Source organism: Bacteroides sp. HF-4919, from assembly GCF_018860125.1.
The window spans coordinates 139,537-165,050 of sequence record NZ_JAHKNF010000008.1; the positions used below are offsets into that span (position 1 = coordinate 139,537).

Consider the following 25,514-nt stretch of genomic DNA (forward strand, 5'->3'; position numbering starts at 1 on the left):
TATCTCGACGAAGAGATGAACACCGAACCGGATACCCCCGTCCGGAACCGCATTTCAACCGGGACGGACCGTCGAGAATCCGCTGCAACCGGGACTGCGGTTGCCGGAGCCACCACCGCGGGTGGGGTGAAAGTCACCGTGAAACGTGCTGCCAACGGGCGTTTCACCGCAACACGGTGTAAGAAAAAGAATATATTAAAAGAAAAAGAAGAAGAAGAGATAATCAGGACTGCCCCCGAGCCTCCTTCCGTCCCAATAACGGAACCACCCCGACAGCCCTCGCCGCAAAGATGGGAAACATACGTGGAGAGTGCTTTCGGCGAACAGTCGTGGCTGGAGGTGCAGGCCATGCACTCAGGCATGGGCTTCCGCTTCATGGAGCTGCTGCCACACATCCGGACATTCTTCAAGCAACATATCGTGACGTATGGCAAAGAGCAAACCCTCTTCTCCATAGCCGACGCCAAAAGTTACTTCAGCAACTTCATCCGTCGCGGCTCTGCCACCCGGCAGGCGCTGGACACTGTGCTGAACCGCCTGGAAACAACCGAACGCCGAGCAGACGCTTACCGCTTTGAGCAGCGCGACCCGCTGACAGGAGCCCGCTCTTATTGCGGAGAGCACATCCCGGACGAAGCACCGCCCCGCCCGTCGGAGAACGCCGTGTGGAGCTCCGAGTCGGGGAAGTGGACGGAATGACGGCACCACCGGAGACTAATGGCGGCAGGGAGAACGGTCTCTGCCGGCAGGAAACGTAAAGAAAACCAATATCGCTCTTTGACTTATCGGAAACGGACATTCACCACAGAGGACACAGAGGACACGGAGTTTTTTTAGACAGATGAACAAAAGAACAAATTATTCTTTATGTGTTCATCTGTTCTTCTGTCTGAAAACTCACCACAGAATATCACAGAGTTTTTTTAGACAGAAGAACAAACGATTCTTTATGTGTTCTTTTGTTCTTCTGTCTGAAAACAGGCAGGGCGCAGCCAATTAATCTCCGTGTGAGACTTTGTGATAAATTAAACAGGCTCTAATTTGGAATCATCCCTTTTAAAAGCTATATTTGCGGGATATGAATACAAAGAGGAGGTACGATAATGGATTATACAGACAGATATATCCGATTTGACTGGGCGGTGAAACGGCTGTTGCGCAATAAAGCCAACTTCGGCGTGCTGGAGGGTTTCCTCACAGTGCTGCTGAACGAACCGATACGCATCGTAGAGATACTGGAAAGTGAAGGAAACCAACAGCGCGAAAACGAGAAATTCAACCGCGTGGACATCAAGGCACGGAACAGCAAAGACGAAATCATCATCGTAGAGGTGCAGAACACCCGCGAAATCTATTATCTGGAGCGAATCCTCTTCGGAGTGGCAAAGGCCATCACAGAGCATATCGAACTGGGAGAACTCTACTCGGAGGTGAAGAAGGTGTACTCCGTCAGCATACTCTATTTCGACATCGGACGGGGAAACGACTACCTATATCACGGGCAGAACACTTTCGTGGGGGTACATACAGGCGACTTCCTTGAAGTGACCACTAAAGAGAAGAACGCCATCATACGGAAACTGCCTGCCGAAATCTTCCCCGAATACTTCCTGATCCGGGTGAACGAATTCAACAAAGTAGCCGTCACTCCCCTCGAAGAATGGATTGAATATCTCAAAACCGGCATCATCCGCCCGGATACAAAAGCACCCGGACTGGAAGAGGCACGCCGGAAACTGATTTATTACAACATGGATAAAAAAGAACGACTGGCGTATGACGAGCATATCAATGCTGTCATGATACAAAATGACGTGCTGAGTACAGCCGCACTGGAAGGCAGACAAGAAGGCAGACAGGAAGGGCTGGCGGAAGGCAGACAGGAAGGGCTGGCGGAAGGCAGACAGGAAGGGCTGGCGGAAGGCAGACAGGAAGGATTTAAGAAAGGACGGATCGAAGAGAAAAGAGAAAACGCCCGAAAGATGAAATCACTGAACCTCCCGCCCGAAACCATTCACCAAATAACGGGCCTGCCCATTGAAGAAATAGAAAAGCTATCTTAAGGATACTCACCACAGAGGACACAGAGGACACAGAGTTTTTTTAGACAAAAGAACAAAAGAGCAAATTATCCTTTATTTGTTTGTTCTTCTGTTCTTTTGTCTGAAAACTTACTACAGAGCGCAGCCAATTAATCTCTCTGTGCCCTCTGTGTCCTCTGTGGTGAAATCAAAACCATTACCCAGATTTCCGTTTCCGGCAAGTTTAGAGAAACGCCTAAAAACAAATGGAAATCGACCATGAAATCATTTAATTTTCGTGAACTCGGCATCGAATTTGATGCCTACGGCCGCACAGCAGGCCACATCAAGACCAAATGCCCCCGATGTATCGGGCAGAGAAGCAACAAAAGTGACAAGTCCCTTTCGGTGGACCTGGACTCAGGACTCTACAAATGCCATTACTGCGGATGGAGCGGAGTGGCAGACGACGGAAGCGGAAAGCATGGCGGACGAAAGACAGGAGATCCGCTGGTGGACTTCCCCGCCGAAAGAAACCGGACAAGCCCCCGGCCAACAGCCCCGGACGGCACCGCTGTCCCCCAACGTCCCCAAAAACCTGCCAACGAAACCCCTCTCACTCCGGTGCAACTGAAATGGCTGGCGGACGAACGCCACATCAGTGCACACGCGGCGGAACAACTGCACATCACCTCGTCGGTGCAATACATGCCCCAAAGCGGACTTGAAGAACCCTGTCTCTGCTTCAACTATCTGGAAGAGGGACGGCTGGTAAACATCAAGTTCCGTGCCACGCTCCATAAACACTTCAAAATGCTCACCGGAGCGGAACTGATTCCCTACAACATCGACGGCATCAAAGGCACCCCGGAATGTATCATCACCGAAGGAGAGTTGGATGCAGCCGCCTTTGTCACGGCAGGGCGCACTGACGTGATATCGGTGCCCGGAGGTGCCAACCGTAACCTGAAGTGGATGGACCGCTTTGTGGACAGCCATTTCGAAGATAAGCGGGTGATCTACATAGCCGGCGATGCCGACCCGAAAGGGGAAGAACTGAAACAGGAGTTGCTCCGCCGCCTGGGACGCGAACGTTGCAGGGTGGTCAGCTACGGCGAAGGGTGCAAAGACGCCAACGAGCTGTTGGTAAAGGCGGGTCCGGAAGCATTGTCGCAGGCACTTGCCGACGCCCCGGAGATGCCGTTGGAAGGCGTATATACAGCGGCCGATGTGGACGAAGAGATGCGCATACTTTTTGAAAACGGACTGTCACGGGGAGCGGAAACGGGACTGAAGAACCTGGACGACCTCTGCACCTTCGAGACCGGAAGGCTCTGCGTCATCACGGGACACCCGGGCGACGGAAAATCGGAGTTCACGGACGAACTGGTGCTGCGCCTCTGCCTCAACCACCAATGGCGGACAGCTTATTTCAGCCCCGAAAACCAACCCCTCCCCTATCACCTGGCCAAACTGACCGAAAAACTGACCGGACAGCGTTTCCGCAAGGGACTGATGACCGAAATGCTCTACGAGAAAGCGCAACGCTATCTGGCGGAAAACATTTCGAGCATCCTGCCCAAAGAAGATTTCACCGTAGAATCGATACTGGAACGGGCACGCCAACTGGTGAGGAGGCGGGGCATCCGCATACTGGTACTGGACCCTTTCAACCGGCTGGAACACCGCATCCCGGGCGGACAGACGGAAACGCAATATATCTCGGCATTCCTCGACCTGCTGGCAAACTTCGCCCAAAGGCACCAATGCCTCGTCATCCTCGTGGCGCATCCACGCAAGATGCAGACAGACCCGCTGACGAAACGCCTGCCCGTACCCACGCTGCAGGACATCAACGGATCGGCGGCATTCGTCAATAAATGTGACTTCGGACTGGTGGTGGAACGCGACCGGCAGGCAGGGGTGACACGGGTACATGTGAAAAAGGTGAAGTTCCGCCACCTGGGAAATATCGGCGAGTGCAGCTTTGTGTTTAATACCGTGAACGGGCGCTACTCGCCCTGCGAAGAGGACGCCACGGCGGAACGCCCCGGCGACCGGATACGAAACACACAGTTCGACTCCAAACACTGGTTCGGAATGGGCGGAAACGCGGAGACCGAAAAAACGCTCGATTTCCTGCCGTGAAAGACCACCCCGCCATCGTCATCCCGGTTCGCCGATTGCCCCTACGATCAACTCCACCTGGGCGGGCGTATAGCGCTTGTCTTTAGTACGCAGCCCGGTAGCGGAAAGGGCCTCCGTCAGACCGGGAGACTTGCCGATCCATTTGCGCAATTCGCTTGCGGCACTCTTAGGACTGATTTCGGGCATATAGAGCGAGGCCAGTTCGGACTTGCCATAACTCTTTATCCGGAACTTTTTCTCTGTGGTTTCTGGTTTCTTTTCCATACTGTTTTTTTGAGTTGGGTTCACCACAGAGGACGCAGAGGACACAGAGTTTTAAATTCTTGTTTATTAAGATATTTAAGAGAAAAATATTCTCTGTGTCCTCCGTGTACTCTGTGGTGAACCGGATTCATTTTTGCTTTGTGACACTTATTGATTCAGAGTACTAAGATACTAAAAAAGCAGGGAACGGGCAAGGCTTCTTGTCCGTTTTTATCTTCAAAAAGGCACTTACGGGACCAAAGAGCCGCCAATGCCCGCATCTTGCCCCGGACAGCCTGTGGGATAAAGCATAAGTACTACCTTTACATCGTAATCAGAAAGGCCTTGATGTATTACAGAAAGAAAACATTTTATGAATCCAAAAAACATTTTATTATGGCAGTACCTGTGATGCGCTATCAGCGCTACAAAGATCTGAGCGACAAATCGTCGCCCCAAAAGTATTATCTGAAACAAGAGCCGGGCAGCTCCAAAACAGCTACCATCGCCTCCATCGCCAAAGAGATAGAAATCACCGGAGCCCTGAGCGCGGAAGACGTGACACACGTCATGCAGGCATTCGTCCGGCAACTGAAAAAGTCGCTGGTGGAGGGAAACAAAGTGAAGGTGGACGGGCTCGGTACGTTCTACATCACGCTGACTTCCGCCGGAACGGAAACGGAAAAAGAGTGTACCGTAAAGGGTATCAGGCGTGTGCATATCCGCTTTGCCGTGGACAACAGCCTGCGACTGGCAAACGACAGCACGGCTACCACCCGCGGAGGAGAGAACAATGTGTCGTTCTACATCAAGAGTGAAACGCCCTCCGGCGACGGAGGCGACGGAGATATTGTAGATGATCCGACGGCATAAAAATGAATATTTTAAAACACACGAAGCAATGAAAAAAACAATCTGGCACAAAGTGCTGAAAGTGGTGATAGCCGTGGCTACTGCCATACTCGGAGCATTGGGAGTCAACGCAATGAATCCTTAGACGATCGATTATCGACATGAATACCCTGCGGGACCCTGTGTCCTCCACGGTAAAAAAAGACTTTTGATGCACAATGATTGTGCATCAGAAGTTTTTTTTGTATCTTAGGTGCCGATCTAAAAAACACAATCCCAATGACCATGAAAAAATTCCTCAAGGTAGACGAATGGAACATCATAGAAGAAGGTTTTCACGCCGACAACCTTCGCGCTTCGGAAAGTATATTCAGCCTCGGTAACGGACGTTTCGGACAGCGAGGCAATTTTGAAGAGTCCTACAGCAGCGACTCCCTGCAGGGATCATACGTAGCAGGAATCACTTTTCTGGACCGCACCCGTGTGGGATGGTGGAAAAACGGTTACCCGCGATTCTTCTCACGCATACCGAACACTCCGGACTGGAGCGGCATCTACGTGCGCCTGATCGACGAGGAACTGGATCTGGCACACTGGGATGTGGAGAGCTATGAACGCAGGCTGGACATGAAGGCGGGAATCTCGTACCGTGACTTCAGGGTGACTTCGCCCAAAGGCAACACGCTGGAAGTGCACATAGAGCACATCAACAGCATGGACAACCAGAACCTGTGTCTGATAAAATACAGTGTGACATCGGTGAACTATGAAGGCAAAATCTCGCTGGTACCCTATCTGAACGGCGACGTGAAGCACGAAAGCGCCAATTTCGACGAAAAGATGTGGAACATCCTGCGCGCCGAAACCACCAACGACTACGCTTACCTCTGGGCGCAAACCCGGCGGGAAGATTCACAAATCTGCTGCGCACTGACGTACCGGTTCTTCAGGAACAGCAAACAGATAAGCGTCAGCCCCATCAAGATAGAAAAAGAAAAACTGACAGGATTCAGCGCCGGAGCGGACGTGAAGCCCGGCGAGAAGGTGACTCTTATCAAGTATACCGCCATCGTGTCGTCGCTGCAATGTGACCGTCAGGAGTTGGTAGAGCGCGCTGTGAACGAAGCCAAAGCAGCCAGGGAGCAGGGATGGGAATCGCTGACGGCAGCCCATAAGGAGCGGTGGGCAAAAATCTGGGAGGAGACGGACGTGGAGATCAAAGGAGACCCGGAAGCACAGCAGGGCATACGGTTCAACATCTTCCAGCTGAACCAGAGCTATCAGGGAGACGACGAGCGGCTGAACATCGGTCCGAAGGGATTCACGGGAGAAAAATACGGCGGCAACACGCAATGGAACACAGAATTGTGCTGTGTGCCCTACTTCCTGCTGTCCACCCCGAGAGAAGTGTGCCGCAAACTGTTGCTCTACCGCTATAACCAGTTGCCCAAAGCCATCGAAAACGCACGTAAACTGGGATTTACCGACGGGGCGGCACTCTATCCGATGGTGACCATCCACGGAGAAGAATGCCACAACGAGTGGGAAATCACTTTCGAAGAGATACACCGCAACAACATCATAGTATATGCCATCATGCAGTATGCCAGGGTGACAGGCAACAAAGAGTACATTGCCCGCTACGGACTGGAGGTGATGATTGCCATCTGCCGGTTCTGGAGCCAGCGGGTATCCTACTCGCAGGCACGGCAAAAATTTGTGCTGTTGGGAGTGACGGGGCCTAACGAATACGAAAACAACGTCAACAACAACTGGTACACCAACTTCTCCTGCGTGCAATGCCTGCAAAGCACCATAGACAGCATCGAGATGGTGGCCCACGAATTTCCGGAAGAGTATGCACGGGTGCGCCGTGTCACCCGCTTCAATTATGCCGAAGAGACTTCGCGCTGGCAGAAGATTATCGACGGAATGTATCTCCCCCGGGACGAACAACAGGGCATCTTCATACAGGATGACGGCTATCCGGACAAGGAGCTGACCACGGTGGACGATATCCCGGCAAACGAACGGCCGATCAACCAATGGTGGTCATGGGACCGTATCCTGCGTTCGTGCTACATCAAGCAGAGCGACGTGCTGTTAGGACTGTTCCTGTATTACGAAAACTTTGACCGTGAAACGATTCTCCGGAACTTCCGGTTCTACGAACCCCGTACCGTACACGAATCATCCCTGTCACCTTTTGTCCACGCCATTCTGGCTGCCTGGATAGGCGACACGGAAGAAGCCTACCGCCTCTTCCTGCATGCCACGCGCCTGGATCTGGACGACTATAATAATGAGGTACACCAAGGGTTGCACATCACAAGCATGGCGGGAAGTTGGCAGGTCATCGTACGCGGATTTGCGGGAATGAAAATACTGGACGGACAGCTCGACTTCAACCCCATCATCCCCCAAGCGTGGGACAGCTATACATTCAAAGTAAATTTCCGTGGATGCACCCTGCAGATGAAAGTCGAAAAACAGGCGATAAAAATCTCTCTTTTAGAAGGATGTGAGTTGAACATCCGTATCTCCGAAGTTGTTTATAACCTGAAAAAGGGTAAAGATTTGACTGTACCGAGGCAGAAATAAACGATCAACGGTTTTCAACGATGAACGAGGGCTCACCACGGAGGACACAGAGGACACAGAGAAGATTTTCTCTTAAAATAATCCTATAAACAAGAGATTAAAACTCTGTGTCCTCTGTGTCCTCCGTGGTGAGTTCTCGTTCATCGTAACCAAGTCTCGCCACACCCGCCTCAGGTTGTTAATAATATTAAATTATCAAACCGGAAAACTGTTTATAGTTTTTCAGTTTCATATCTTTGCCCCCTCAAAATGAGACTAAACAGACTCTTAATCAATGGGAAATATGAGAAAAAACTATGGATGTATCCTCGCAGCACTTATTCTATTAACGGCTTGCGGACAAAAAAAAGAAGACAATGCGGCAACAGTACGCCCCGTAAAGACGGCCAGGGTAGAGTCCCGGTCGGAAATCAGAAAGGACTTTTCGGGCATTGTAGAAGCTGTAGATTATGTGAAACTGGCCTTCCGCGTGAGCGGACAGATCATCAACCTGCCGGTGGTAGAAGGACAACGGGTCAAAAAAGGACAACTGATTGCGGCCATCGATCCGCGCGACCTGGCCTTACAGTATGCAGCAGACAAATCGGCTTACGAAACCGCCGCTGCCCAAGTGGAACGTAACAAACGATTATTGGCACGGCAGGCTATCTCGGTACAAGAATATGAAATCAGCGTATCGACCTTCCAACAAAAGAAATCGGCTTACGAACTTTCGAGCAACAATATGCGCGACACCAAACTGACCGCCCCTTTCGACGGGTCTATCGAGAAAAGGTTAGTGGAGAACTATCAGCGCGTGAACTCGGGCGAAGGCATTGTGCAGCTGGTCAACACCAAGAAACTGCGCATCAAGTTCACCATCCCCGATGCTTACCTTTATCTGCTCCGTTCCAAAGACCAACACTTCCGCGTGGAGTTCGATACATACCGCGGACACATCTTCAATGCCAAACTGGAGGAATATCTCGACATCTCGACGGACGGTACGGGTATCCCGGTGACGATCACCATCGACGATCCCGCTTTCGACCATGCCCTGTATGAGGTGAAACCGGGTTTCACGTGCAGCATCCGCTTCTCGGCCGATGTAGGTCCGTTCCTGGAAGAAACCATGACGGTAGTGCCCCTGAGTGCCATATTCGGTGAAAGCGAAGGAAACAAAACCTACGTGTGGGTACTGAACGGGAATCAGGTAAACCGCCGTGAAGTAACCGTTTACTCTCCGACGGGAGACGCACAGGCCTTTATCTCGAAAGGACTGAAAGCAGGGGAAACGGTAATAATAGCCGGCGTAACACAACTGGTGGAAGGCGAAACGGTGAAGGAACTGAAATAAGAGTGCCCGCTCAACGCAATAGAAATGAATACGATTCACCACGGAGGCCACAGAGGACACAGAGTTTTAATCTCTTGTTTATAGGATTATTTTAAGAGAAAATCTTCTCTGTGTCCTCTGTGTCCTCCGTGGTGAATCAAACTCAAAACCATATACAATCATGAATTTAGCCAAATATTCATTAGACAATACCAAAGTCATCTACTTTTTTCTGGCTGTATTGCTGATCGGAGGTATCTCCTCTTTCAGCAGCCTGGGCAAGAAGGAAGATGCTCCTTTTGTCATCAAATCGGCCGTCATCATGACGCGCTATCCCGGTGCCGAGCCCGCCGAAGTGGAACGGCTGATCACCGAGCCCATCTCCCGTGAGATACAGAGCATGAGCGGAGTATACAAGATCAAGTCCGAATCCATGTACGGCATTTCCAAAATCACGTTCGAACTGCTCCCCTCGCTACCGGCCTCCTCCATCCCCCAAAAATGGGACGAACTGCGGCGCAAAGTGCTCAACATACAACCCCAATTGCCAAGCGGAGCTTCGGTACCCACAGTATCGGACGACTTCGGTGACGTATTCGGTATCTACTACGGACTGACAGCCGACGACGGATTCAGCTACGAAGAAATGAGGGACTGGGCCGAACGCATCAAGACACAGGTGGTCACTGCCGACGGGGTGATGAAAGTCGCACTGTTCGGCACACAGACCGAGGTGGTGAATATATTCGTCTCGGTGAACAAGCTGGCAGGCATGGGTATCGATCCCAAACAGCTGGCAAGCCTGCTGCAATCGCAGAACCAGATTATCAACACCGGAGAAATCAGCGCCGGCGAACAGCAGTTGCGCATAGTAGCCAACGGTATGTATACCACGGTGGACGACATCCAGAACCAGGTAATCACCACCCGCGCCGGACAGGTAAAACTGGGTGACATCGCCGTCATAGAGAAAGGATACATGGACCCGCCAGGCACCATCATGCGTGTCAATGGCAAACGTGCCATCGGTATCGGCGTATCTACTGACCCGCAACGCGACGTGGTGCTGACGGGTGAGATGGTAGACCAGAAACTGGCCGAACTCCTCCCACTGATGCCTGTGGGACTGAACCTGGAAAGCCTTTATCTTGAAAACGTCATAGCCAAAGAGGCGAACAACGGATTTATCATCAACCTGATTGAGTCGATCCTGATCGTAATTGTCATCATCATGCTGGTGATGGGGATGCGTGCCGGAGTATTGATCGGCTCTTCACTGGTCTTCTCCATCGGAGGTACGCTGCTTATCATGTCCTTCATGGGTGTAGGACTCAACCGTACGTCACTGGCGGGATTTATCATCGCCATGGGTATGCTGGTGGACAACGCCATCGTGGTGACGGACAATGCGCAGATAGCCATCGCCCGCGGAGTGGACCGCCGGAAAGCATTGATCGACGGAGCCACCGGACCACAATGGGGATTGCTGGGAGCCACGTTCATCGCTATCTGCTCGTTCCTGCCGCTTTATCTGGCACCTTCGTCCGTGGCGGAAATCGTGAAGCCGCTTTTCGTCGTACTGGCCATCTCACTGGGATTGAGCTGGGTACTGGCACTGACACAAACCACCGTATTCGGAAACTTTATCCTGAAAGCCAAGGCCAAAAATGCAGGCAAAGATCCGTACGACAAACCGTTCTACCACAAATTCGAAAAGATACTGAGCGTCCTGATCCGGCGCAAAATTGTGACGTTAGGGTCGATGATCGTGCTCTTCATCGTCTCACTGGTGGTGATGGGAATGATGCCGCAAAACTTCTTCCCGTCACTGGACAAGCCCTACTTCCGCGCCGACGTGTTTTATCCGGACGGATATGGGGTGAACGACGTGGCACGGGAGATGAAGAAAGTGGAAGCCCATCTGCAAAAACTGCCGGAAGTGAAAAAAGTATCGATCACCTTCGGAAGCACTCCGCTGCGTTACTACCTGGCGTCTACCTCCGTAGGGCCGAAGCCGAACTTTGCCAATGTATTGGTGGAACTGAACGACAGCAAGTATACCAAAGAGTATGAAGAACAGTTCGACGGTTACATGAAAGCCAACTTTCCGAACGCCATCACCCGTACGAGCCTCTTCAAACTGTCGCCGGCTGTGGATGCAGCCATCGAAATCGGTTTCATCGGGCCCAATGTGGACACGCTGGTGGCACTGACCAACCGGGCACTGGAGATCATGCACCGGAACCCTGACCTTATTAATATACGTAACTCGTGGGGAAATAAAATACCCATCTGGAAACCGATCTACAGCCCGGAACGGGCACAACCCCTGGGAGTCTCCCGCCAAGGCATGGCTCAAAGCATCCAGATCGGGACAAACGGCATGACTCTCGGTGAATTCCGCGAAGGAGACCAGGTGCTGCCGATTCTGCTGAAAGGCAACAGTGTGACGGATTCCTTCCGCATCAACGACCTGCGTACATTACCGGTATTCGGCAACGGGCCGGAAACCACCAGCCTGGAGCAGGTAGTGTCGGAGTTCGACTTCCGCTATCGCTTCTCAAATGTGAAGGACTACAACCGCCAGATGGTGATGATGGCGCAATGCGATCCCCGGAGGGGAGTGAATGCCATCGCGGCCTTCAACCAGATATGGTCGCAGGTGCAAAAAGAGATCAAGGTCCCGGAAGGATACACCCTGAAATACTTCGGCGAACAGGAAAGCCAGGTGGAATCGAACGAAGCTCTGGCAAAAAACCTGCCGCTGACCTTCTTCCTGATGTTCACCACCCTGCTGCTGCTGTTTAAAACCTACCGCAAGCCGACGGTAATCTTGCTGATGCTGCCGCTGATATTTATCGGTATCGTACTGGGATTGCTGCTGTTAGGCAAGTCATTCGACTTCTTCGCCATCCTCGGTTTGCTGGGACTGATCGGTATGAACATCAAAAATGCCATTGTACTGGTGGACCAGATCGACATCGAAAGTCAATCGGGACTCGATCCGCGCGAAGCCGTGATAAAGGCAACCGTCAGCCGTATCGTACCGGTGGCCATGGCTTCGGGTACAACGATCTTAGGTATGCTTCCGTTGCTGTTCGACGCCATGTTCGGCGGAATGGCGGCTACCATCATGGGCGGACTGCTTGTGGCTTCGGCACTGACACTGTTTGTGCTTCCGGTAGCTTATTGCGCCATCCACAGGATTAAGGGATAAAGAAATGAACTAAAATTTAAAAGTATATGATGAAGAATAAACTTATACTTCTGTTTGCATTGGGACTTTGTACACAAGTGCAGGCACAAGCCCCGCATCTGAGCCGTGAGGCATATCGTGACCGTGTGGAAGCTTACAGCCAGGTGCTGAAACAGCAGCATCTGAAATCAATGGCAAGCACGGACGCACGGAAAATAGCCTTTACAGGATTCCTGCCCAAAGTGGACATCTCCGCCGAGGGAACACTGAACCTGAAAGAGATGGACTCCTGGGACGGACCGGCCGGACAATACCGCAACCACACTTATCAAGGGGTATTCGTCGTGTCGCAGCCACTCTATACAGGCGGTGCCCTGCAAGCCCAAAACCGTATAGCCCAAGCTGACGAAAAACTCGATCAGCTGAGCGAAGAGCTGACACGCGACCAGATTCACTATCAGAGTGACGCCTTTTATTGGAACGCCTCTTCAGCCCGTGCCATGCTCAATGCTTCGGCACAATATCAGGAAATCGTAGAGAAACAATATGAAATCATCCAAGACCGTTTTAAAGACGGCGCTATCAGCCGCACCGACCTGCTGATGATTTCGACACGCCGTAAGGAAGCCGAACTTCAATACATCAGCGCACGCCAGAATTATACACTGGCTCTACAGAAACTCAATATCCTGATGGGAGAAGAACCCAACGCTCCCGTAGACAGCCTTTGCTCCATCGGTGTCGTGTGTCCGCCTGTCACCTTGCTCCCACTGGACGATGTACTGCAACGCCGTGCCGACTTTGCCAGCACAGAAGTCAACATCCAGAAAAGCGAGGCGCAACGCAAGGCAGCCCTGAGCCAGTACAATCCGCAAGTAAGCATGTACGTCACCGGCGGATGGGCCACCGCTTCTCCCAACATGGGATATGACGTGAAGTTTACACCCATCGTAGGCATGAGCGTAAATATCCCCGTGCTACGCTGGGGAGCCAGGTTCAAGACCAACCGGCAACAGAAAGCCTACACGGGTATACAGAAGTTGCAGCAAAGCTACGTAGTAGACCAGATCAACCAGGAACTGGCTGCCGCACTGACCAAGCTGCAGGAAACGGAAGAGCAGGTGAAGACAGCCAAAGAAAATAAAGAGCTGGCAGAAGAAAACCTGGACCTGATCACCTTCTCCTACAACGAAGGAAAAGCAAATATGGTCGACGTACTCTCGGCACAACTTTCGTGGACACAGGCACATACCAGCCTGATTAATGCTTACCTGGCAGAGAAAATGGCAGTGGCAGAATACAGAAAGGTTATCAGCGAATAAACGAAAGCTCTATTTTATACAGACAGAGGCTCTATTCCGGGTGAATAGAGCCTCTGTTTCGTATATACGCAGCCTCTATTCTGCCAAAAGTTGACTATTCCAACCACATATACACATAGAAAATCAACATTTTATATAAAAACAAGACACAAAGTAACATAATATACAACTTTTCATTGTATATTGCAGTCACAAACGAACAAGTAAATAATCCTAATCACAAAAATAATGAAAACAACGCATTGGATGATGTACACCCTACTGGGAGCAACACTTGCTTTAACAGCATGTGTTGAGGATGACAAAGACCTCTCACAACCCCAAGAATCGAAAAAAACAACAGACCTAATCATACCGGATGATGCGGACTGGACCACTACAAGGAGTGTCAATCTCTCCATTACTTCGCCCGTGGCAACACGAGTGGCGATTTATACCGACGAATCATGCACCGACGCAAGTTTACTGACAGAACTGCCTGTATCCGAAGTTGCCAAAAACATCCGGCTGGATGTAGCCAAGGCAGACCGGGCATTATACGTACAGTATGCTACAAGCAAAGGGAAAGAAATGATGAACATCCCCCTCAATACGGCTTCTACACGTGCAGAGACCTTGGTCAAACTGCCGGAAAACGTGAGTGGATTTGACACAAACGGAGGAGAGGGTGCATACAGACATCAATGGTATCCCGCAAAAGGAGAAACGGCAACCCTGATGATGGAAGATAACTGGCCCGAAATGGGAGATTATGATTTCAACGATTTCGTTATCTGGTATCACACGCAAGCGACCTTCTTTGACGGCTACAACACAGAGGATAAAGATAAATATGAGGCAGACGGAATTGAATTTGAAATCACTTTCCGTGCAATGGGAGGCTATCTGCCTTATCGCCTGGGACTGCAATTGGACCAAACATCTGCCAAATATATCGACGAAGTGGTCGAAATAAACGGGAACGACCTTGTTAAGATGGAACTTCAGAATCCCGGAAAAGACGCTCCTGCTATCTTCATATTCACCGGCACCGATCAATTACGGAAACAGAATAACGGCGGAACATTCTATAATACCGAAGCTGACCATCAGATAGCAGCCAATGACCTGGTAACGATTAAATACAGATTAAAGATCAACTGCTTCAACAGCTTAGAAAGAGCAAAGGCATTAGGGGCAGCGGCAACCTCAGAAAATCAGAACTTCTTCCTCCAGAAAGAAAGGAACGGAGGACGTGAAATTCACCTGAGAGGTTACGAACCGACTGCTTACTACAGCGATTCATACGCCGGTGAAGCCGGAAACAATATGCGCAGTGACATCAAATATTGCAGTACCGACAATTTCGTGTGGGGTATCAAAGTGCCTGTTAAGCTTGCACATCCACGCGAAAAGAAAGATATCATGGAGGTTTACGGCAAGTTCAGAAGCTGGATCACTAATCCGAATCTCTCACCGGACAGTCCGGACTTCAACGAAAACTGGTTCAAATATCTCGATTCATCTCAAGCAATAAAATAAGCCATCAAACATTTCATACCCTAATCCTATTATTCAAATAGGTATTTGTTTGATTTATTTTTCAGCCTGTCCGGTCATTCCCCCCTTGACTGTGGCAGGCTGAAGTTTTTCTTTATTGATTCTCTTCGCACGAATAGACTATCAGACCCTTAAAAGTTGAACATTTCAACCACTTTTGCCACATTCTTTGCGTGATTTGACAATATATACAATAAGTTTGTATCAGGATTCAAACAGAACACACAGCAAACTTACATGAATATACAATAAAATTATGAAAAGAATGAAAACCGCAATGTACACATTAGCAGGACTAATGTGTCTTTTGACATCTTGTGTAGACGACGACAAAGACCTTTCGGTACCACCCACCGGAAACACCACTGACCTGGTTATACCGGATGGTTTCGACTGGTCTACAACACGCACCGTCACCCTTGCGACCAATGCGCCGCATGCCGTTTCCGCTTCCATCTATCTGGACGAAGCATGTTCCGAACAGATAGCAGACCTTGCGATCCCGGAAGGAGACAACAACACTTCTTTGGAAGTGCCGAGCGCCAATAATGCCATCTGGATCAAATATCCGGTAACCAACGGGGGATACGAGACTCAAAAGATAAGCATCAAGTCAAAAACCCTCACACGAAGTGAATCGCACCGTTGGGAAGCCGACTGCTTGTTTCCGGACAGCGCAACCCCAATAAAAGGGGGTGATTATTCAACACACATATATAAGCCCGCCAAAGATAAATACGGTACACTTATGTTTGAAGACATGTGGCCTGAATTGGGAGACTATGATTTCAACGACTTCGTGATAAACTATCAGACACAAGTGACTTGGGGAATGAATGGCGGTTGGTCTAATAACTATTTGGATATTACCATCAGCCTGAAGCTACGTGCAATGGGAGGGAGTCTGCCATATCGTTTCTGCATCCAATTGCCGGGTAAAGCAACGACCATGCAGGGAAATCTCATTGCTTCCCCGACAATAACCAATAATCAGATCACAGATTTTAACATTGAATCGGCTACCAAAGGCATTGGTGTAGAGTTTCTCGCAAATGCTTCAAGCCCCATATTTGCCTTGACAGGACTTGAAAAACTAAAAGGACCGGACGGAACCCAATTCTACAACACACAAGTTGGTAAATTGATCGCATCCAGTGAGGAAACACCGACTGTCGTTTTTTCATTCAAATTGAGTATAACGCCAGATAACTATAGTTTTATACTTTCTAATTTCTCTTCCTCATACGACTTTGACTATTTCCTCCAGAACCCCGAGAACGGACGTGAAATACACTTCGTCGGATTCAAGCCTACTGAATTATATAAAGGTTATGAAACTGACCGGAAAGAGGCTGGAAAGAACTATTATTGCAATAAAGACGGTTTTGTATGGGCACTGAAAGCACCTGTCGAAATGGGATGGGCAGTAGAGAAACAACAGTTGCTGAAAGTTTATCCACTCTTTAAGAATTGGTTGGAGAGCGGAGGATATGAGTTGGAAAATGCCACACAAGAACTTCAATGGTATAATCACCCCGACATGCGTTTTCCCTACATCAATCCCCAAGAACACTAATCCTTCATCTCAATAGTAAAAATTAGTATCGGTTTTCTAAGGATTGCGCGAAAGTTGTTGGCAGAATTCGCCCTCAAGCCGGCAACTTTCAGAATCACAAATCAGATTAGTTTTTGCCTTCAGCCTGCCCGTTGTCTCATTCCACGGCAGGCTGAAGTTTTTTTATTGCATTTCTTTCTCACCACCAACGAATTTGCTTATCTTTGCACGCAAAGAAAACAAAATCGTATATACACACATGATTCTTTTTTTCAGAACCCCTTCCAAGAGCGTGATTGCCGTAGAGAGCAACCACGAACTTAACGCGAACGACAACAACAAACTCTGCTGGCTTTTTGGTGAAGCCGTGCCGGAAAGTGAAGAAAACCTGCAAGGCTGCTTTGTTGGGCCACGACGTGAGATGATTACTCCATGGAGTACCAACGCAGTAGAAATCACCCAGAACATGGGACTCGAAGGTATCAGCCGTATCGAGGAGTATTTCCCTGTAAAAGATGAAAATGCCGACTATGACCCAATGCTGCAACGCATGTACAAAGGTCTCGACCAAAACGTATTCACGACCAACCGCCAACCGGAAGCCATTATCTATATCGACGATCTGGAAGCCTACAATGAAAAAGAAGGTCTCGCCCTGTCAAAAGAAGAAATGGACTACCTGAAAAAGGTAGAATCGGATCTTGGACGCCGCCTGACTGACTCGGAAGTTTTCGGATTCGCACAAATCAACTCGGAACACTGCCGTCACAAAATCTTTGGCGGAACATTTATCATCGACGGCGTAGAGCAGGAATCGTCCCTCTTCCAGATGATTAAAAAGACTACTCAGGAGAATCCGAACAAAATCATCTCAGCTTACAAAGACAACGTGGCTTTTGCCGAAGGTCCGGTAATTGAACAATTTGCCCCGGCAGACCACTCCAAACCCGATTTCTTCCGGATAAAAGATATCAAAAGCGTCATTTCGCTGAAAGCGGAAACCCATAACTTCCCCACCACAGTAGAACCTTTCAACGGTGCATCGACAGGCACAGGAGGAGAGATCCGCGACCGTATGGGCGGAGGTAAAGGCTCATGGCCGATTGCCGGAACAGCCGTCTACATGACTTCTTATCCACGCACGGAAGAAGGACGCGAATGGGAAGAAATCCTGCCGGTACGCAAATGGTTATACCAGACTCCGGAACAGATCCTGATCAAAGCTTCCAACGGAGCGAGTGATTTTGGCAACAAGTTCGGCCAACCATTGATCTGCGGTTCGGTACTGACTTTTGAACATACGGAAAACAATGAAACTTATGGTTACGACAAAGTAATCATGCTTGCCGGAGGCGTAGGTTACGGCACACAACGCGACTGCCTGAAAGGACAGCCGGAAGCCGGAAACAAAGTAGTAGTGATCGGCGGTGACAATTACCGTATCGGATTGGGCGGCGGTTCGGTTTCGTCGGTAGATACAGGCCGTTACAGCAGCGGTATCGAACTGAATGCCGTACAGCGCGCCAATGCGGAAATGCAGAAACGCGCCAACAATGTGGTTCGTGCCCTTTGCGAAGAGGACGAAAACCCGGTAGTATCTATCCATGACCACGGTTCGGCCGGACACGTAAACTGCCTCTCCGAACTGGTGGAAGAGTGCGGCGGGCTTATTGACATGAGTAAGCTGCCTATCGGTGACAAAACGTTGTCGGCCAAAGAAATTATAGCAAACGAAAGCCAGGAACGCATGGGACTCCTTATTAAAGAAGAGGCCATCGAACACGTACGCCAAATTGCCGAACGTGAACGCGCTCCGATGTACGTGGTAGGTGAAACGACCGGAGATCATCGTTTTGCTTTCCAGCAAGCCGACGGCGTCCGTCCGTTCGACCTGGCCGTAGACCAGATGTTCGGTTCTTCTCCCAAAACTTACATGATAGACAAGACCGTAGAACGTCACTATACAATGCCGGAATATGAAACATCCAAACTTCACGAATATCTGACCCGGGTGTTGCAGCTGGAAGCCGTGGCTTGTAAAGACTGGCTGACTAATAAAGTGGACCGTTCGGTTACGGGTAAAGTAGCCCGCCAGCAGTGCCAGGGAGAAATCCAGTTGCCTTTGAGCGACTGTGGTGTCGTTGCACTCGACTATCGTGGCGAGAAAGGTATCGCTACTTCTATCGGACATGCTCCGCAGGCCGCACTGGCCGATCCGGCAGCAGGTTCCATCCTTTCCGTATCCGAAGCGCTGACCAATCTGGTATGGGCTCCGCTGGCCGAAGGTTTGGACAGCGTATCACTTTCCGCCAACTGGATGTGGCCTTGCCGCTCTCAGGAAGGGGAAGACGCCCGTTTGTATACAGCCGTTAAAGCACTGAGCGATTTCTGCTGTGCATTGCAGATCAATGTTCCGACCGGAAAGGATTCTTTGTCTATGACTCAGAAGTATCCGAATGGAGAGAAAGTAGTTTCTCCGGGAACGGTAATCGTATCAGCCGGCGGTGAGGTTTCGGACGTGAAGAAAGTGGTTTCTCCCGTCCTTGTCAACAATGCCAAAACTACACTCTACCATATCGACTTCAGTTTCGACAGCCTGAAACTGGGCGGCTCGGCATTTGCGCAGTCATTGGGTAAGGTAGGTGACGAAGTGCCTTGTGTACAGGATGCCGAATACTTCCGCGACGCTTTCCTGGCAGTACAGGAGTTGGTGAACAAAGGACTGATTCTTGCCGGACACGACATTTCGGCAGGTGGTCTGATCACTACGCTGCTTGAAATGTGCTTTGCCAACGTAGAAGGTGGCCTGGAAATCGAACTTGACAAGATGAAGGAAACGGATATCGTGAAGATTCTGTTTGCCGAAAACCCGGGTATCGTTATCCAGATCAGCGACAAGCACAAAGACGAAGTGAAGAAAATCCTCGAAGATGCCGGCGTAGGCTTCATCAAGTTGGGTAAACCGACGGACGAACGTCATATTCTGGTAAACAAGGACGGTGCTACTTACCAATTCGGTATAGACTATATGCGTGATGTGTGGTATTCTTCTTCTTACCTGCTCGACCGCAAACAGTCAATGAACGGATGCGCCAAGAAACGTTTTGAGAACTACAAGATGCAACCACTTGAATTCGCATTCATGCCGGGCTTCAAAGGCAAACTGTCTCAATACGGCATCACTCCGGAACGTCGTACTCCGAGCGGTATACGTGCCGCCATCATCCGTGAAAAAGGTACGAATGGCGAACGTGAAATGGCATACTCGCTCTATCTGGCAGGTTTCGACGTGAAGGATGTCACCATGACCGACCTTATCAGCGGACGCGAAACACTGGAAGATGTAAATATGATCGTTTACTGCGGAGGGTTCTCTAACTCAGATGTATTGGGTTCTGCCAAGGGATGGGCCGGAGGTTTCTTGTTCAATCCAAGAGCAAAAGAGGCACTCGATAAGTTCTACGCACGTGAAGACACACTGTCATTGGGTATTTGTAATGGTTGTCAGTTGATGATGGAGCTGGGATTGGTAAATCCGGAACACGAGAAGAAAGGAAAAATGCTGCACAATGAATCACATAAGTTCGAATCGACCTTCATCGGTGTCACTATCCCTACCAACCGCAGCGTTATGTTCGGCTCACTGAGCGGCAGCAAACTGGGTATCTGGGTAGCACACGGAGAAGGAAAATTCTCTCTGCCATACGATGAAGACCAATACAACGTAGTAGCCAAATACTCCTACGACGAATATCCGGGCAACCCGAACGGTTCCGATTATTCGATAGCTGCCTTGGCCAGCACAGACGGCCGCCATCTGGCAATGATGCCTCACCTGGAGCGTGCCATCTTCCCATGGCAAAACGCCAATTATCCCGCCGACCGCGTACACAGCGATCAGGTAACTCCATGGATTGAAGCTTTCGTAAATGCACGTAAGTGGATCGAAGAAAAGACTAAATAACAGGATATGCAACAATAAAGAAGGGCGGGTCTCAAAGTGAGGTCCGCCCTTTTTCGTCATTCAGCGTCCGTAACAAATCCTTTCGTAAAGTTTGCACTTCTCCACTCTTTTTATTAATTTTGTAAAATCATTCGCCCCCCGAAAGAATAATCATTAAAGGATTCCAGCTTGTATGAAAAAAATTCTTTTTCTTCTGCTCTTATTGCCTCTTATGGTCTCTGCACAAACCTACAAATATATCGGTGTAGAGGATGGGTTAAGCAACCGGAGGGTATATTACATCCAAAAAGATAAAAAGGGATATATGTGGTTCCTTACCCATGAAGGTGTGGACAGATATGATGGCAAAGAGTTCAAACGATATAAATTGATGGATAACGGTGAAGAACTGAATTCACTGCTTAACCTGAATTGGCTATATCTGGACCACGAAAATACCTTATGGGAAATAGGAAAGAAAGGAAAGGTGTTCCGTTACGACCCGTTACGGGATGAATTCACACTTGTCTACAAGCTACCGGAAGACGTGGTCAAAGACCGCCCCGCTCCCATCAGCTACAGCTTCATCGACAAGAATAACAACATCTGGCTGTGCAACGATGAATATCTTTATCTATACAACACCCATACGCAGCAAACCCTGCAGATCAGAAATGAAATTGAAGAAGATATCACTGATATCGAACAAATAGACGAAACACATTTCTTTATCGGTACGGAACAAGGCATTCATCACGCCGAACTAAAAAATCGGGCATTGCATCTGCTTCCGTGTGACAAACTGGACAATCTCCCGATACAGATCAACGAACTTTATTTCCACCGCCCTTCACGCAAATTATTCATCGGTACTTTCGAACGCGGCATATATGTCTATGACATGAACACCAAACGAAGTACCCAACCCCGAATGAGCCTGACAGACGTCAGCATCACACGCATAAAGCCACTGAACAATAAGGAACTGCTTGTTGCAACAGACGGTGCAGGAGTATATAAGATAAATGTAAACTCTTATCAGACCACTCCATACATCGTAGCCGACTACAACCAACACAACGAAATGAACGGCAACAACATCCCCGACTTTTATGTGGATGACGAACAGCGCATCTGGCTTGCAAACTATCCAATCGGCATCACGGTACGCAACAACCGCTATTCGGGCTATAACTGGATAAAGCATTCCATTGGCAACAAACAATCACTAATCAATGACCAAGTAAACTCAATCATTGAAGATAGTGACGGAGATTTATGGTATGGTACCAACAATGGAATCAGTTACTACAACTCCGCCAACGGGACATGGCATTCGTTCATGAGTTCCTTCGAAAAGGACGAACGTAATAAGAATCATATCTTCCTTACTTTGTGTGAGGTAGAACCGGGGATCATCTGGGCTGCCGGCTATAGTTCGGGGATTTACCAGATAAACAAACGGACCCTGTCTGTGGAGTATGTTACTCCGTCTTCACTGTATGGAATCAATATCCAGCCGGACAAATATATCCGTTCTATCATGAAAACAGCCAATGGCGATATATGGTCGGGAGGTTATTACAACTTGAAGCGCATCAACTTTAAAAACAGAACTCTCCGCCTGTACCCAAGACTCAACTCCATCACCTCCATTATCGAAAAAGACAGCAAACAGATGTGGATAGGTACGGCAACCGGGCTTTATTTACTCGAGAAAGAATCCGGTAAGTATCAACGCATCGACCTGCCGGTAGAGTCTATGTATATTTATTCGCTGTACCAAGCAAAGAATGGACTTTTATATATCGGGACAAGTGGTTCGGGGCTATTGATATACGATCCGGAAAAGAGAAGCTTCACCCATTACCACAGAGATAACTGTGCGTTGATTTCCAACAATATATACGCAATCCTCTCGGACGCGGATGAAGACATCGTCATGAGTACCGAAAACGGGCTGACCAGTTATTATCCGGCAGAGAAGCTATTCCATAACTGGACCAAGGATCAGGGACTGATGGCCAGTCATTTCAATGCCGGAGCAGGCACGTTGCGTAAAAACGGAAACTTTATATTCGGCAGTTCCGACGGTGCCATCGAATTTAGCCGAACGATGAAGATACCCAGAAAGTATAATTCCAAAATGGTACTCAGCGATCTGAAGATTTTCTACCAGACTGTTTATCCCGGCGAAGAAAGTTCTCCGCTAAATATGGATATTGATGACACCAAGGAGCTGAAACTGAGCTATAGCCAGAATATATTCTCACTCAAAGTATCGTCTATCAACTACGACTATCCGTCGAACATTTTATACTCGTGGAAACTGGAGGGGTTCTACGACCAATGGAGCCGTCCCGGAAATGAAAACATCATTCGCTTTACGAACTTGAGCCCGGGTGAGTACACCCTCCACATCCGTGCGGTATCCAATGAAGACAAACGCGTCGTACTTGAAGAGCGTACCATGGAAATCAGTATTGCCCAACCCATCTGGCTCAGTTTTTGGGCTATGCTGATTTATGCCGTCGTACTGGCGGTGATAGCCATCATTGCCCTACGTATGATCATCCTCCGGAAACAAAGGAAAATATCGGATGAAAAGATCCACTTCTTTATCAATACGGCACATGACATCCGTACTCCGCTGACACTGATCAAAGCTCCGCTCGAAGAGATACGCGAACGGGAAGCATTGACCAAAGACGGTATCAGCAACATGAACACGGCTTTACGAAACGTGAATGCACTGTTGCGCCTCACCACTAACCTTATCAACTTTGAACGGGCAGACGTATACTCGTCGGAACTTTATATTTCGGAATATGAACTGAATACTTACCTGACGGAGACCTTCAATGCGTTCCGTCCATACGCTACCGTGAAACACATCAACTTCACTTATGAAAGCAATTTCCGTTACCTGAATGTATGGATCGACAAAGAAAAGATGGATTCAATCCTGAAAAACATCATCTCGAATGCCTTGAAATATACTCCCGAAAACGGCAGCGTACACATTTACGCTTCCGAAACGAACGATACGTGGAGCGTTGAGGTGAATGATACTGGTATCGGAATCCCTGCCAATGAACAAAAGAAGCTATTCAAGATACATTTCCGGGGAAGCAACGCAATCAACTCCAAAGTGACCGGAAGCGGCATCGGGCTGATGCTTGTATGGAAACTGGTTCATCTGCACAAAGGAAAAATCAACCTTAACAGTGTAGAACATCAGGGTTCGTCTATCAAAGTGACTTTCCCGAAGGATAACAAGCATTTCCATAAAGCACATCTGGCTACCCGCGCACGCGAACTCAGCACGGAGCAAGTACCTCCTGTTTCTCCCGCTGATATTTACGAAAAGGCGAAAAAGCAGCATGACCAGAACCTGCAACGTTTACTGATCGTTGAAGACAATGATGAATTGCGTAATTACCTCACCCACACGTTATCGGATAATTACACCATCCAAACTTGTTCCAATGGCAAAGAGGCACTGACTATCGTAAAAGAGTATATGCCGGAATTGATCATTTCGGATATCATGATGCCGGAAATGCGGGGAGACGAACTTTGCGCCGCCATAAAAAATGACATTGAAACGTCACACATTCCCATCATCCTGCTTACGGCGCTGAATGATGAGAAGAATATCCTGGAAGGACTGAAAATAGGAGCAGACGAATACATAGTCAAGCCGTTCAACATCGGCATTCTGAAAGCAACCGTTGCCAACTTGCTGACAAACCGCGCACTGCTGAAAAGCAAATATGCCAACCTTGAAGTCAGCGAAGAGGAAGAGGCCTCTCCCAATTGTGCAACAGATCTCGACTGGAAATTCATTGCTACGGTCAAGAAGAGTGTCGAAGAAAACATAGACAATCCCGCCTTCAATGTAGATGTACTCTGCAACCTTTTGAATATGAGCCGCACGAGCTTCTATAATAAGCTAAAGGCATTGACCGATCAGGCTCCCGGAGATTATATCAGACTGATCCGCCTGAAACGGGCTGCAACATTATTAAAGACCGGACAACACTCCATCACCGAAATATCCGAGATGACGGGATTCAGTGACGTCAAGTATTTCCGTGAAGTATTTAAGAAACATTTCAATGTGAGTCCCAGCAAGTACTCTAAAGAGGGCGGCAAAGAGGATAAGGAAGAAGACCCACAAGAGTAAGAAAAAAGAGAATAAGAGTAACATATCAAATGAATATTTATCTTGAAGCGTTCGGCATCTTTTTCAAGATTGGTGCCTTTACTATCGGAGGTGGCTATGCCATGGTACCTCTGATAGAAAACGAAATCGTAACCAAACGGAACTGGATTTCCAAGGATGACTTCGTTGATCTGCTTGCCATATCCCAGTCGGCACCGGGCATCCTGGCGGTAAACATTTCCATCTTTATCGGATATAAACTGCGCGGTATACGCGGAAGCCTTGTAACTGCCCTTGGAACGGTGCTCCCGTCGTTTATCATCATACTGGCCATTGCCATGTTTTTCCATAACTTCAAAGATAACCCCATCGTAGAACGTATCTTCAAGGGTATCCGCCCGGCAGTGGTCGCACTGATTGCGGCACCCACTTTCAGTATGGCGAAATCTGCCAAAGTCAACCGGTATACAATCTGGATTCCGGTTGTTTCTGCCCTGCTTATCTGGTTACTGGGCTTCTCTCCTATCTGGATTATTATCGCGGCAGGCGTAGGTGGCTTTTGCTGGGGAAAATGGAAACAGTCACATCGCTAATCATCCACTTTGACATTT

General features: G+C 49.0%; 15 protein-coding genes. 14 read left to right on the forward strand and 1 reads right to left on the reverse strand.

Annotated elements, in window-relative coordinates; genetic code table 11:
• Positions 1-15 precede the first annotated feature (15 nt).
• From KO473_RS14825 to KO473_RS14835, 3 genes are all read left to right on the forward strand, one after another.
• Positions 16-699, forward strand: a complete 684-nt coding sequence (locus KO473_RS14825; RefSeq protein WP_232303487.1) for a hypothetical protein — start codon at positions 16-18, stop codon at positions 697-699.
• Positions 700-1,100: 401 nt separating this feature from the next.
• Entirely contained in the window at positions 1,101-2,063 is a 963-nt protein-coding gene (locus KO473_RS14830) for an Rpn family recombination-promoting nuclease/putative transposase (RefSeq protein WP_122130178.1), read from the forward strand.
• A gap of 237 nt (positions 2,064-2,300) precedes the next feature.
• On the forward strand, positions 2,301-4,169 hold the full coding sequence (locus KO473_RS14835) for a bifunctional DNA primase/helicase (RefSeq protein WP_032543175.1): 1,869 nt from the start codon (positions 2,301-2,303) through the stop codon (positions 4,167-4,169).
• Between the two features lie 18 nt (positions 4,170-4,187).
• On the opposite strand, the gene KO473_RS14840 is transcribed toward KO473_RS14835, so the two are convergent.
• Positions 4,188-4,433, reverse strand: a complete 246-nt coding sequence (locus tag KO473_RS14840) for a DUF4248 domain-containing protein (protein ID WP_005780666.1) — start codon at positions 4,431-4,433, stop codon at positions 4,188-4,190.
• 372 nt (positions 4,434-4,805) lie between these two features.
• On the opposite strand from KO473_RS14840, the gene KO473_RS14845 reads away from it, so the two are divergent.
• The 11 genes from KO473_RS14845 to KO473_RS14895 all read left to right on the forward strand — a co-directional run bounded on the left by KO473_RS14845 (position 4,806) and on the right by KO473_RS14895 (position 25,496).
• Complete coding sequence (locus tag KO473_RS14845; RefSeq protein WP_227559558.1) at positions 4,806-5,285, forward strand: HU family DNA-binding protein; 480 nt, start codon at positions 4,806-4,808, stop codon at positions 5,283-5,285.
• A 28-nt stretch (positions 5,286-5,313) separates the two neighbouring features.
• Positions 5,314-5,409, forward strand: coding sequence for a smalltalk protein (locus tag KO473_RS14850; RefSeq protein WP_005807693.1), 96 nt, complete (start codon positions 5,314-5,316; stop codon positions 5,407-5,409).
• 140 nt (positions 5,410-5,549) lie between these two features.
• A complete protein-coding gene (locus tag KO473_RS14855; protein ID WP_032537669.1) occupies positions 5,550-7,865 on the forward strand; it encodes a family 65 glycosyl hydrolase domain-containing protein in 2,316 nt (771 codons plus the stop codon).
• A gap of 283 nt (positions 7,866-8,148) precedes the next feature.
• Positions 8,149-9,201 carry an efflux RND transporter periplasmic adaptor subunit gene (locus tag KO473_RS14860; protein WP_005807695.1) on the forward strand — a complete coding sequence of 351 codons (1,053 nt, stop codon included), beginning with the start codon at positions 8,149-8,151 and terminating at the stop codon, positions 9,199-9,201.
• Between the two features lie 160 nt (positions 9,202-9,361).
• The gene (locus tag KO473_RS14865; protein ID WP_122130179.1) at positions 9,362-12,397 is read left to right on the forward strand and encodes an efflux RND transporter permease subunit; all 3,036 of its coding nucleotides are present in this window, start codon (positions 9,362-9,364) and stop codon (positions 12,395-12,397) included.
• Between the two features lie 26 nt (positions 12,398-12,423).
• Positions 12,424-13,698 carry a TolC family protein gene (locus KO473_RS14870; RefSeq protein ID WP_005780676.1) on the forward strand — a complete coding sequence of 425 codons (1,275 nt, stop codon included), beginning with the start codon at positions 12,424-12,426 and terminating at the stop codon, positions 13,696-13,698.
• A gap of 228 nt (positions 13,699-13,926) precedes the next feature.
• Positions 13,927-15,219, forward strand: coding sequence for an LruC domain-containing protein (locus KO473_RS14875; protein WP_122130180.1), 1,293 nt, complete (start codon positions 13,927-13,929; stop codon positions 15,217-15,219).
• Between the two features lie 274 nt (positions 15,220-15,493).
• Positions 15,494-16,813 (forward strand): LruC domain-containing protein, encoded by a 1,320-nt coding sequence (locus KO473_RS14880; protein WP_122130181.1) that lies wholly within the window; start codon positions 15,494-15,496, stop codon positions 16,811-16,813.
• A 238-nt stretch (positions 16,814-17,051) separates the two neighbouring features.
• Positions 17,052-20,756, forward strand: coding sequence for a phosphoribosylformylglycinamidine synthase (gene purL / locus KO473_RS14885; protein ID WP_005807706.1), 3,705 nt, complete (start codon positions 17,052-17,054; stop codon positions 20,754-20,756).
• Positions 20,757-20,928: 172 nt separating this feature from the next.
• The gene (locus tag KO473_RS14890; protein ID WP_005821233.1) at positions 20,929-24,924 is read left to right on the forward strand and encodes a two-component regulator propeller domain-containing protein; all 3,996 of its coding nucleotides are present in this window, start codon (positions 20,929-20,931) and stop codon (positions 24,922-24,924) included.
• A gap of 29 nt (positions 24,925-24,953) precedes the next feature.
• A complete protein-coding gene (locus tag KO473_RS14895; protein ID WP_005807708.1) occupies positions 24,954-25,496 on the forward strand; it encodes a chromate transporter in 543 nt (180 codons plus the stop codon).
• Positions 25,497-25,514: the final 18 nt, after the last annotated feature.